This is a genomic window from Patescibacteria group bacterium (assembly GCA_040387855.1).
In the GTDB taxonomy this organism is placed as follows: Bacteria; Patescibacteriota; Minisyncoccia; order Phycocordibacterales; family JAKAEA01; genus JAZKCY01.
On record JAZKCY010000001.1, the window covers coordinates 537,532 to 549,508 of the forward strand.

At 39.8% G+C, this 11,977-nt stretch carries 15 protein-coding genes; 1 reads left to right on the plus strand and 14 read right to left on the minus strand.

Going from position 1 to position 11,977, the window contains the following annotated elements; all coding sequences use genetic code 11:
• Positions 1–23: 23 nt before the first annotated feature.
• The 14 genes from rpsI to V4519_03055 form a co-directional block, all read right to left on the minus strand.
• Positions 24–437 (minus strand): 30S ribosomal protein S9, encoded by a 414-nt coding sequence (gene rpsI, locus V4519_02990; protein ID MES2436954.1) that lies wholly within the window; start codon positions 435–437, stop codon positions 24–26.
• A 2-nt stretch (positions 438–439) separates the two neighbouring features.
• On the minus strand, positions 440–784 hold the full coding sequence (locus V4519_02995) for an uL13 family ribosomal protein (GenBank protein MES2436955.1): 345 nt from the start codon (positions 782–784) through the stop codon (positions 440–442).
• Positions 785–789: 5 nt separating this feature from the next.
• Entirely contained in the window at positions 790–1,137 is a 348-nt protein-coding gene (gene rplQ, locus V4519_03000; GenBank protein MES2436956.1) for a 50S ribosomal protein L17, read from the minus strand.
• A 28-nt stretch (positions 1,138–1,165) separates the two neighbouring features.
• Positions 1,166–2,137 (minus strand): DNA-directed RNA polymerase subunit alpha, encoded by a 972-nt coding sequence (locus V4519_03005; protein MES2436957.1) that lies wholly within the window; start codon positions 2,135–2,137, stop codon positions 1,166–1,168.
• 104 nt (positions 2,138–2,241) lie between these two features.
• Complete coding sequence (rpsD, locus tag V4519_03010) at positions 2,242–2,853, minus strand: 30S ribosomal protein S4 (GenBank protein ID MES2436958.1); 612 nt, start codon at positions 2,851–2,853, stop codon at positions 2,242–2,244.
• Between the two features lie 13 nt (positions 2,854–2,866).
• Positions 2,867–3,298, minus strand: coding sequence for a 30S ribosomal protein S11 (gene rpsK, locus V4519_03015; GenBank protein ID MES2436959.1), 432 nt, complete (start codon positions 3,296–3,298; stop codon positions 2,867–2,869).
• Positions 3,299–3,313: 15 nt separating this feature from the next.
• Positions 3,314–3,697, minus strand: coding sequence for a 30S ribosomal protein S13 (gene rpsM, locus V4519_03020; protein ID MES2436960.1), 384 nt, complete (start codon positions 3,695–3,697; stop codon positions 3,314–3,316).
• Between the two features lie 21 nt (positions 3,698–3,718).
• A complete protein-coding gene (gene rpmJ / locus V4519_03025) occupies positions 3,719–3,835 on the minus strand; it encodes a 50S ribosomal protein L36 (GenBank protein MES2436961.1) in 117 nt (38 codons plus the stop codon).
• Positions 3,836–3,838: 3 nt separating this feature from the next.
• Complete coding sequence (gene infA / locus V4519_03030; protein ID MES2436962.1) at positions 3,839–4,057, minus strand: translation initiation factor IF-1; 219 nt, start codon at positions 4,055–4,057, stop codon at positions 3,839–3,841.
• 69 nt (positions 4,058–4,126) lie between these two features.
• Positions 4,127–5,551: a hypothetical protein gene (locus V4519_03035; GenBank protein ID MES2436963.1), complete on the minus strand. Its 1,425-nt coding sequence runs from the start codon at positions 5,549–5,551 to the stop codon at positions 4,127–4,129.
• A 15-nt stretch (positions 5,552–5,566) separates the two neighbouring features.
• Positions 5,567–6,772 (minus strand): hypothetical protein, encoded by a 1,206-nt coding sequence (locus V4519_03040; GenBank protein MES2436964.1) that lies wholly within the window; start codon positions 6,770–6,772, stop codon positions 5,567–5,569.
• A gap of 57 nt (positions 6,773–6,829) precedes the next feature.
• The gene (locus V4519_03045; GenBank protein ID MES2436965.1) at positions 6,830–8,713 is read right to left on the minus strand and encodes an alanine--tRNA ligase; all 1,884 of its coding nucleotides are present in this window, start codon (positions 8,711–8,713) and stop codon (positions 6,830–6,832) included.
• A 26-nt stretch (positions 8,714–8,739) separates the two neighbouring features.
• Positions 8,740–9,198: a hypothetical protein gene (locus V4519_03050; GenBank protein MES2436966.1), complete on the minus strand. Its 459-nt coding sequence runs from the start codon at positions 9,196–9,198 to the stop codon at positions 8,740–8,742.
• A gap of 18 nt (positions 9,199–9,216) precedes the next feature.
• Positions 9,217–10,968: a M3 family oligoendopeptidase gene (locus tag V4519_03055; GenBank protein MES2436967.1), complete on the minus strand. Its 1,752-nt coding sequence runs from the start codon at positions 10,966–10,968 to the stop codon at positions 9,217–9,219.
• A gap of 164 nt (positions 10,969–11,132) precedes the next feature.
• On the opposite strand from V4519_03055, the gene V4519_03060 reads away from it, so the two are divergent.
• Complete coding sequence (locus V4519_03060) at positions 11,133–11,951, plus strand: hypothetical protein (protein ID MES2436968.1); 819 nt, start codon at positions 11,133–11,135, stop codon at positions 11,949–11,951.
• Positions 11,952–11,977: the final 26 nt, after the last annotated feature.

Here is an 11,977-nt window from a genome sequence, read left to right on the forward strand (position 1 = left end):
TTCGGTGATTTCTGTAAATAGATTTATCGCTTTGACCACTGAGGTGCCTTTCGCGCTTTCTTGAGTCCGAACTTTCGTCGTTCTTTCGCTCGTGGATCTCGCTTGAGGAAGCCTGCTTTCTTTAGTTTTCCTCGAAGTTCGATATCCCAATCAATAAGTGCTCGTGACAATCCGTGTCGGAGTGCTTCAGCTTGAGAATTCATTCCTCCTCCCTTAAGCATAACAGTGATCTTAAACTTTCCTGCTACCTTTGTAGGTCCCTGGAAAGGATCAGTTACAATTCGCTGAAGTTCTGCTGTTGGAAAGTATGCAGGAAGTTCTCGCTCGTTGATAAGGTACGATGTCTTTGCGGCTTCAGTAATTCGCACTCGTGCGACTGAAGTCTTTCGTCGTCCTACTGCTTCGATGTATTTATTTTTTGTTGTTGCTTCAGACATGATTATTCAGAAATTTTTAGACGTTTGATCATTTTAGCGCGAAGCTTGTTTGTAGGCAACATGCCGTACACTGCTTTACGAAAAACTTCTTGTGGACCTTTCTTCTCAAGAACTTCTCCCACAGTCTGTACCTTAATACCACTTGGGTATCCTGAGTATCGTGGCTTTACTTCTTTTTCCTTTCGCTGTTCTGAGATGTCAGCTTTGCCGGCATTGATGATTTCAACATCAACGTCAGGAACGGCGTTTCGTACGAATGTAGTGAGATTTTTTCCCATTAAAAGCTTTGCTGCTTCACTAGCAATTCGTCCTACCTTTTTATTTTGTGCGTCGAGAGTGTATTTCATGGTATTTATACGAGTTCGATGTAAGCCATTGCACTACCATCACTTACTCGAGCTGGAAGCTTCACGATTCGTGTATAGCCACCACTTCGCTCTTTAAACTTTGGTCCAATGGTTTCAATTAGTTTCTTTGCGCCTGGCACTCCAACTTGTGTAACGAGGAATCGTCGTGTTGCTACAGTCCCAACTTTTGATCGGGTAATAAGCTTCTCAACGAATGGTCGAAGTTCACGAGCCTTTGCATCAGTTGTCTTAATCTTCTCTCGTGTTACAAGAGAAAGAGCAAGCGATCGCATGAGCGCTTTTCGTTCGTCTGCCTTTCGGCCAAATTTTCTGTTTACTTTGTGATGTCTCATTGGGGTGTCCGAAATTTAATAGCTTACTCTAACTTTTTAGTACAATACCAAAATTACTTAATGCTTTCTTGATTTCCTGAAGTCCCTTTGCACCAAGTCCTTCAATTTCAAGAATATCCTGTTCTCGCTTTCGGCTCAAGCCTCCAACGGTTCGGATGTTTGCATTTGAAAGTGCATTCATGGTTCGCTGTGAGAGGTTTAAAGTCTCAACACGTGTCTTCAAAGCTTCAGTATCAACTTCCTTATCACCTTGTGAGTCACCTGATGATTCGTTTGATGATTCCTCAACCATAGGAAGTTCTTCTTCCTTCTTAAAGCCAACAATTGACTTAAGCTGAGCAATCATAATTTCGATTGATCGTTCAAGAGCTTCTTTTGGTGTAAGAGTTCCGTCTGTTTCGATGAAAAGTCGTAGTCGGTTGAAATCTGTTCGATCACCAACTCGCATGTTTTCTACTTCGTAGTGTACACGTCGGATTGGAGTAAAACTTGCATCAAGAGTAACTGTTCCAATATCTACTTTGTTCTTCTGGAGCATTTCCTTTGAAACATATCCAAGACCCTTTTCAACAGTCATTTCAATGTCGAGCTCTGTGTTTTTGTCAGTAATATGAGCAAGTACAAGCTCAGGATTCAAAATTTGAATTTGACCTGCTGTTTCTACATTTGCAGCTGTTACTTCATTAATTCCTTTTACCTTGAGTCGCAATACTTGCGCTTCATCAGTAATCATCTGAATTCGGATTTTCTTAAGGTGAAGAAGAATAGTGATAACATCTTCTTTTACCCCTTCGATAGATGAAAATTCATGGCTAACACCTGCAATCTTTACTGAGGTAACTGCTGTACCTGGAAGTGAAGAAAGGATAATTCTTCGAAGGCTGTTTCCAAGGGTATGGCCGTATCCTGGATAAAGACCATCAATTTCGTATACACCTTGTGAGCCTTCTTCAAGGATGATTCGAGGCTTTGATGGTAATACGATGTTAAAGTCGGACATTGGTTCTTTTGTTAAAGCTAAAGATATAAAAATATTATATACTATTTTTGAAACTTTGTAAACTCACGTTAAAACATAAGGCTGTAAACCTTGAGATTCTATACTTATCTACTATAGAATTCAAGAACCTGACCAATATCGAAGATCAGCTCTTCAGGAACTAATTTTGGTAGACCCTGAACTTCTACAATCTTCTTTTCTCCATCAAGCTTAATCCATGAAGGTGCCTTGAATTTCTGGATTCGCTCATCCAAACCAGCAAACAATGGCTTCTTTGCACTTGCTTCTCGAATGGTAACCTTGTCTCCAATCCGCAACTCATATGAAGGGATTGTTACTCGCTTTCCATTAACCATTAAGTGACCATGAGAAACCATCTGTCGAGCTGCAAGACGAGTAATTGCAATTCCTGATCGGAGTACTACGTTATCAAGTCGTAGTTCAAGCTTCTGGAAAAGAAGATCTCGACTGAGTCCTTTCTTTTCAAGAGATGCTTTTACGTATTTTGAAAATTGCTTTTCAGTTAAGGCATAACTAAATCGTGCCTTCTGCTTTTCAAGCATTTGAATTCCGAAGTCGGTTTTAGGCCCACCTCGTCGCTCTCCCTTACCCTTTGTTTTTTGGGTTTGTCGAAGCGCAAATTTAGCTGTAGATGTTTTTTCAAACACTCCAGCTCCTAAACGTCGTGCAATTTTGTATTTTGGTCCAATGATCATATATCTTCAAAAACTATACTCTACGAGGCTTCTTAGGCTTCGGTCCATTAAAAGGCACTGGTGTCATGTCCTTAATTTGTGAAATACCGATAGACTTTGAAATAAAGCCTCGGATTGCAGACTCTCGTCCTGAACCAACACCATTAACCACTACTGCTACTTCTTTTACCCCCAACGCAATTGCTTTAGTTCCAAGAGTTTCACCCACCTTTGCAGCGGCAAACGGAGTTCCTTTCTTTGCACCCTTGAATCCAAGAGTTCCTGATGATGACCATGCAAGAGTGTTTCCCTTTGTGTCAGTCAACAAAACCTTAGTGTTGTTGTAGGTTGACTGTACATAAAGATGCGCCAATTCAAAACGCTTTTTAGCGGTTGCTGTTGGTGCCTTTGGTGCTGCGGCTTCAGCTCCTTCTTCTCCTTTTTTAACAATTCGTTTCTTTCCCATGGTAAATATTTATGACTATGTCTTAGATTCCTTCTTTCGTCCGCTACCCATAGTCTTCTTAACGCCCTTAAGTGTTCGAGCGTTTGTCTTGGTTCGCTGACCTCGTGCTGGTAATCGTTTTGCATGTCGAGTTCCTCGGTATGCTTTGATGTCCTTAAGACGCTTGATATTTGAAGCAACTTCTCGCTTTAAATCTCCTTCGATCTTAAACCCACCCTTTTCAATAACACCTCGAACTTTGTTTTCTTCGTCCATTGAAAGCTCTTTAGCCTTCTTTCCGAATTCAACTCCTGCCTCTTTCAGGATTTTGTGTGCACGTGGTCGTCCAATTCCAAAGATTGCAGTTAATGCAATTTCCATTCGCTTTTCGTCTGGTAAGGTGATTCCAAGAATTCTCATAGTCTATTCTATATATTTAAATTAGCCCTGTCGCTGCTTATGGCGTGGGTTGGCACTGCAAACTACGTACACATACCCCTTTCGTCGTACGACTTTACATTTTGCGCAAATTTTCTTTACTGATGATTTTACTCTCATTGGTTACATTCGTTTGATTATTTTGCTCTTTCCTCCGTAGGGATCGACTTCCATGATGACTCGGTCACCAATAAGAACTCGAATTCTATTCATTCTCATTTTTCCTGCAAGGTACGCAAGTTGCTCAACATCAGTACCATCCAACCTAACACGAAATTGCGTGTTAGGTAAGGCCTCGGTTACGACGCCAGCTACTGTTTCTGCTTTTGACTTTGTATCCATTACGTAAAAAAAACGCCTAAATGAAACGTTCCGCTATACTAGCAAATGATGGGCATATACGTCAACCCCCTATTGTGTGGATAGCTGAGCTTCAGCTACAGTTACGGTAATCTCAGCTGTATTAGTTGGGAACGTTTTCTTCCAAAATGGTCGCATTGTTACTTCTGCCTTAGATACTGCTGGATATCCTGCCAAAATAGCATTCAAGCTATTTCGTGGCTTACCTGCTAGGTCTCCCTTCACTTTTTCTTGATCAATAATAGATACAAGTTTGGTTTGACCTATCAATGTAAAGGCAATTGAAGGGCTATTCCATGGCTCTTTAATACTGCTGTCCTTAATTTTAAATACTAGTGTATCAATAGAGCTAATATCCGTAGGTAAAACATCAGTTGCATTAGAGTTATGAACTTTCTTTGATATTTCAGTAGCCAACTGAGTTCGATTAAAGATAAAGCCACGGAATGTAGCTCGCTCATTAATCTGAACACCCGTTTCAATTTGAGTATCTACTAATGACTCATACTGGATATAATATGCATCTGTCGGTAATACAAACCCAGTTGGAATATTTTTCTCAGCTTCTCTTACTAATGTAGATTTAAGTTCTGATCGAACCTTCTCTCGAGCTGTTTCTAGCTCTTTTGGATCGACTTTCTTTCGAGTACCAGAAAATCCTCCTTGCATAGGCACCTTTGCTCGAGCATATATCTGAGTAAACTTTGGATCTCCTTTAAATCCAGGGATTGTAAAATCTACAAGTCCTACATTGTATTCTGGACCATTTGCATCTGCAGTCACAATTGCTTCAACACTTCCTGGAACACTTGCCCCTGCTTGCATACTTCGTGCAGGAACTGTTACCGGCTGGCTTACTCTAAAGATAAGACCTGTTGGTGTTTCAAATCGTGTGTTTGCCACCAATTTTTGTGCTGCTGCAGTAGTGTTGTAGATAACAATAGTTCCTGATGCTTTCACATTAGCAATTTCTTGTTCAGTAGCTGCAATTGCGAGTTTGCCATCTTTAGCAATAGTTACTGTCTGGAACTGTAACCCTTCACCCGTTCTTACTGCATTAAACTGGGCATCCACAGAAACAGCCTCCTCTTTTGGAGTAACGGTGACATGAGCACCTGTAACTCGTGAAATAAAGAAGAACCCTGCTCCAAATATTATTAATAGTGCAATAAGGGTGAATCCAATCTTTGTAAGACTCGTTCCTTTTTTGGGAGCTTGATATACAGGAGGTCGTGAAGGTGCGTCTTCATCCAAAGATAGATCTCCAGATGGAGGACGAATAAATGCCTCTTCTTTTTCCTCAAACTCTTCTATTGCTCTTCGAGTTTCTTTTCGTAAGGGAGCTGATCGTCGGGTAGAGATCATCTCTTCTTGATATAACTCAGGAGACTCAGGTGGTGGTGGTACTGGTCGTGTAAGCTTTTTTATTGAACGACGTTCTGGTGGAACGATATCTTGAAAGATCGGTTTTGCCATAAATAGATACTAATACTATAACGCAATTTTATTAAGAAACATACTCTCTAATGATAAAAATGGATCATATGATAAACCTGTCGTTGCATGAACATATGGTCGTACCGAATTTTCCCCAAGGACTGTAACTTCAAAGGTATTTTGAGGTACACTTAATCGAGCATCTACCGATTTTGAAAGCTCTCGAACAAACACTGACGATACATCTGAATCTGCTGTAATAAACACATGCCGTGGAATAGGATAACTAGTCTCAAGCTCTATAAGTGCTTTTGTAAGTTCTCTATTCCATTCTTGAGTTACAGCGAGAATTATACTACCAATCTTATCTGAGAAATTCTTCTCGACAGTCTTTTTGATATACAGAGATAGAAAAGATTGGGCAATTTCTGGCGGTATAGCCAGTTCTTTAGCAATAGCACGCAAGATAGCACTTCTACCCATCGGAAATGAAATAGTTTCTGCGAGAACTCCTTTATATGACAATACAACATCTGTTACCTCATTAGAGATATCGAGAAATAAGAAATCATTTACATTGTGATACATATCACGCACGGCACTCCATGAACTTAATGCATATGAACCGTGCTTAATATCTGTAAAACCAAAGAAGGAATGGAGAGTCTTCTCTACTTGCTCAATGATAGTTTTAGATATGAAGCTTGAAAAGAATGAGATTTCCAATTCTTTCACTCGTTTATTAAACGGATCCTGCACTTCGTAGCCGTTTAAACGAGTATGAATAATGCGTCGTTCCATAAGTTTGGCATCAAGGCCAAACATTTTTTCATATTTACCATCTTTAAGTGACTGCATAAAAGCAGCCTCTTCTTTGCGCACAACGTTATCAATAACGTTTTTAGTTACCGTAAAAAGCTTTGGTTCTTCTACACGTACTACTTTTGTCTGTGAAATATACCAAGGTGATGAATAGGTGCAAAAAGCTCTTTTTACATGATAATTACCAATTTGCTTTTGGAGATGAGGCATTCCCGTTTTCTGCAAATTGCTTGTTACTGATTTTAATAGCTTAAGCATATTTGCCAAAAGCCTATCTGCAGTAACTTCAGGTAAGAAACTTATAGGCTCTCGATGAACATACAAAATAACAGGAGCTGTGTGATGTGAGAGCTGCACAAAAGCAACGCCAATAGAACCATTGCCGATATCAAACACGGCAACTACTTCTTCTTGAGCTTTCGCGAAGAAACTAAACATGTAGCTATTATAGCAGACTCGGCTTTTTTAAAGCTGTGTATAAACCTGTCTCAGAGATTAACTCAATACAGCTTTGATACGTCGTACACCTTGAGATACCGCTTCTTCTTTTTGAATTTTGAATGTGCCTAAGATACCAGTATTTGAAACATGCGGTCCACCACAAAATTCTCGAGAAATATAATTACCTTCAGTTCCAATTGAATAGACCTTAACAACATCGCCATATTTATCACCGAAAGCATGCACAGCTACTTTTTCTGCCTCTTCTTTTGGCATTTCAGCAAAGCCTACCGGTAAATCAGCTTTGATCCAGCTATTTATAAGTTCTTCTACTTTTGTTTTCTCTTCATCAGTCATTTTAGCAGTATGTGAGAAATCAAATCTAAGGCGTTCTGGAGTAATGTTTGATCCCTTTTGACCAACATGAGATCCAAGCACTTGCTTGAGCGCTGCGTTTAATAAATGAGTAGTAGTGTGATACTTAAGTGACATTTCAGATGTGTCTCCCAATCCCCCTTTAAATTTCTGTTCAGATCCAGCACGTGAAAGGTCCTGATGTTTCTTTAATTCAGCCTTATAGCTATCTACATCAACATCTATTCCTTTTTCTTTGGCGAGTTCGAGGGTGACTTCGATCGGAAAGCCGTATGTTTGAAGGAGATTAAAAGCATCAATTCCCGAGACTTTGCCTTCACTATGGGCCACAATCTTTTCAAATTGCTTGAGGCCTTCTTTGAGTGTCTTTCTAAATTTTTCTTCTTCACGTGATATTTCTTGTTTAATTACTTCTTTTTGAGTAAAGGTCTCAGGATACGATTCTTTGTAATAATCAAGAATTGAGTCAACAAGTGTTGAAAGTCCAGATTCATTAATGCCTAATTTATCCCAATATCGTACAGCTCGTCGCAATAGACGGCGAACATAATATCCTTGATCGGTATTTGCTGGAAGTACCCCGTCACCAATTAGAAAAATACTTGCCCGAAGATGATCGGCTACGACTCGATATGAAGGAGTAAAAGCAGGATCAGAATATTTAGTTCCTGAAAGCTTTTCTATAGCAGCGATTAAATTATCAAAAATATCGAGTTTATAGGCATCCTCTGTATTTTGAACGGCCATAGCAATACGCTCAAATCCTCCTCCAAAGTCAATATTATTTTTAGGAAGTGGTTCGAATTTTTTATCTGCAACTTTTATAAGTTGCATGAAAACATTATTTCCAATTTCTATAAACTTTCCACAGTCGCAATTTGGATGACAGTGTTTACCATACTTTGGATTATGTTCTACATGATCAAATTCATAAAACATCTCTGAATCAGGGCCACCAGGTTCTCCTATTGGCATTTTTTCTGGGATTCCAGCTCGTGACCACCAATTTTTAGATCTATATGCAAAAATTCGTCCCCCTTGCATACCAAGCTCGGCTGCTTGTTCTTCAGTAACTAAATCAACAATTTTTACATCATCAATTCCTTTGCTTTTAAAAAGTTTTTTCCAAATCTCTACTGCTTCATCATCACGAGCAATATCATATTCTGGATCTCCACTATATGTAGTTACATACAATTTCTTTGGATCAAGTTTTATTTCTTCAATAAGAAATGCAAACATCCATTCTAGTTGCTCTTTTCTAAAATAATCACCAAAAGACCAATTCCCCAACATCTCAAAAAACGTAAAATGACGATTATCGCCAACTTCATCAATATCTACTGTTCTAAAACATTTTTGAGAATCAGCTACCCGTGTGCCTGCAGGATGGGTTTCCCCCAATAGATACGGCACCATTGGCTGCATTCCTGAGCCAGTAAAAAGGGTGGAAGGGTCATTATCAGGTACGAGTCGAGCTGAAGGAACTATTACATGTCCCTGTTTCTTAAAAAACTCTAAATATTTAGTACGAATTTCATGAGATGTCATGATGAGCATCATAACAAACCTATAGAAATAAAAAAGGCTTAGTTCATTACTGAGTTTTCCTGTACTAGTCGTTCAATATAGGTTTCAATAGCACCAGATTTATCATGATGTGCGTCTACTTCTTTTTGTAGATCTGCATAATGCCCTTCTTGTCCACCCATTTCAGCAACCGCTAATTCTTCATGTTGTTCTAAAAGTTCACAATAGGTCTCTAGTGCTTTGATTTTTTGAACGAATGTTTGGAAATTTTCTTGAACTATCTGCTGACTTTCCTCATCATCAAGCTTACTATCACGATCCATAATCATTAAGTCTGTGCCTAATGAAGCTAAAAGATTCCCTGTAATATTTAGAAAACTAATATTTTGAGAAACCTGATCTTGAATAGGATGCTTGGTTTTTAAGTCTTCAACACGAACTTTTATTGCACTCAATCTATATGTTAGTTCAGGAATTTTATCACGAGTAAATTCTTCGTTATGTAGTGACTCAAACATAGTATCTCAAGTATACGCCTATGCAGTAAGCTCTTCAAGTTTTTTAATATCTTCTTCAATACTCTTTAATCCATCAATAAAGAACTGTGGTTTTGATGTATCAATTCCAATATCTTTGAAAATCTTTTCAGGAGATTTTGATCCACCAGCTTTCAAGAATTCTTCAATTTTTTTAATATATGCTGGGTCTTTCTTATAGTTTTCATACAATGCTCGGCTAATAAGTTCTCCATAGGCATATGAGTACACATAAAAGAAGTATCTAATGTGCGGCCAATTTACAAAGAAGTATCCATCATTTTCTTTCATCTCAAATTGTGGGCCGAGATATGCCTTCATATTCTTATTGTGAAGTTCTGCAATTTCTTCTTTAGAAAGTGCGCCTTTTTCTCGAAGTGTTGTATGGAGATCCAATTCAAAATTAAATCCTCCTATTTGTCTGAATATAGTACTTATACTGTCATTTATAGTGTCGTGAAGTGCTATTATCTTTTCTTTTGCAGTAAGTGTTTCAAATACTTCTTCAAAAACAAAGTTCTCAAACAAAGTACTTGCTACTTCTGCAACCGAAATAGTATGACCCTGATACAGCGCTGGTTGGGTTTTGCTATATTCTGCATGAATGGCATGTCCCATTTCATGAGCAAATGTTTTAAGAGATTTGAGATTGTCTACATGATTGAGCATCACAAATGTTGGAAGCCCCACATTGCTTGAACAATATGCCCCACCTCGTTTTCCCACTCGAGGAAATACATCTATCTGCCCTTGTTCTACATATCTATTTAGAATAGTTACATATTCAGGATTTACTTTGCCAAATGCTTTTCGTAGTATTTCCAATGATTCCTCGAAACTGAGCTTTAATTTGAGTGTTCCAACTTTTGCAGCACGGTCTGCGTACTCTAGCTTTTCCTCTTTAAGGAGCTTGGCTTTAACTTTATAAAATCTATGGCTAATAGAAAAATACTGAGTCACTGTTTGTACAAAGTTTATGATAGCTTTTTCATCATTTTGATAACCAATAATAGTTGCACTATAAGGATTGGCTAGTCCTCGTAATTCATCGTTGATTTTTTTATCAGTTAAAATTGCATTTAATTCAGCTTCAGCAAAATGTGAGATACTCTTAAGCACTTCATTTACTTTATCTGCCAACATACGGCGTTCTTTAGTAGGCAATTCAGTAAGCATGTTTTGTGCTCCAGGAAGCGCAATTTGCTGACCTTTATAAGTTACAGATTGCTGATTAAGAAGTTTTTCTTGTGAATCAACCCACATTCCACGTGCAGGAAGTGATTTCAAGTTCATAATTTTCTCTTCAGCTTCAGTAAGATTGTACTTAGCTGTAATAAAAATTCGCTCAAGAAAGTATTTGTATTTACTGAATTCTGGATTGGTTAAAATAGCTTTCTGCCGATCTTTAGAGATCTTCCCTAATTCTATTTCAAAAAACAGTGTTTTATTTGATGATTTTGCTAATCTTTGAGAGATTTTGTTTGATTCAGCTTCGGCTTCTTGATCAGTGCTATTTAAATCTTTTCGATAATTAAAATATGCGTAGGCTTTTGAAGCTGTAGCATCCTCATAAAACTTTTCATAATCTTTAAGTGCTTTTAAAAGACTCTCTGGATTGTCTAAATAGCTAACATCTTTCTTATATTTCTTTTCAAAAGTAGCACAAAGTTTTTCATAGCCGAGTAAATCCTTTTCTATCTGTGGATCTTTCCCAGATGTATATAACAGGTCTAAATTCCAGGTTGTTTTCATGGGTAAATAAATATGATATTGGATGAACTATATACTATAGACGGTTACGTCAGCAAATTGCCACATATTGACGAAGTGTATTTAATGTGTAGTATTACGCACGGATTGAGCTGCTCATCAGGGGTTGTATCCCCCTTTGAGTATGCTCCAAGCGAAAGGTTGGTATGAAGATCAAGTACTTGATCGCGGTATTGATGCTCCTGCTGCCGGTCAGCATGAGCAAGGCCGCCGACACCGACAAGCTCGGCGGCAAGGAGTCCGGCGCACCGACCTCCAACGTTCTCGACTGGAGGCCCCACGGCAGCCTGTCGGTGAACTACCAGAGCGCAGTCTTGAAAAACCGGGTGTCGAGGAACCTCTTCGACGAGCCGGTCATCACCGCTGACCTCACGGTCGACCTGACGGCGGGGTTCTTCGTCAACATCTACGGGATGGTCGGCACCGACGACAACACCTGGGGCGACAACTTCGGAGACGAAGGCCCCGACTTCACCCTGGGGTGGAAGGGCAAGATCGCCGACGTTGACGTGAAGCTCAACACGAGCTACGTCAACTTCAATCCCGCCGACACGGTGGCCGGTACGGACTGGCTCATCGTCTGGGGGACGGCTTCGAAGACCTTCAACCTCGGCGAAGGTCACACGCTGAGGCCGGAGCTCCGGGTCGATTATATCAACATCGTCGACTGGTTCCCCTCATCCGGGGCGTTCGTGCTGCTTCCCAGCGTGACGCACGAGTGGAAGGGAGCGTTCGGAATTCCGCAGCTCACCACATTCGAAATGGTTGGGCTGCAGTACAACCAGGAGTTCCTTAGCAACAATGAGTCCGCGTTCTTCCAGTACGGCTTCGGCGCGCGCTGGAACGTGGGCAGCAACATCACCCTTACGCTGCCGGGCGTCTTCGGGTACATCCCGTTCGAGGAACCGGGCGACGGTCGCAAGGCTGACGTCATGATCTATTCGGGCATCACATTCAAGTTCTGACTTTGTCGGGCCTTGAATTTTTTTAT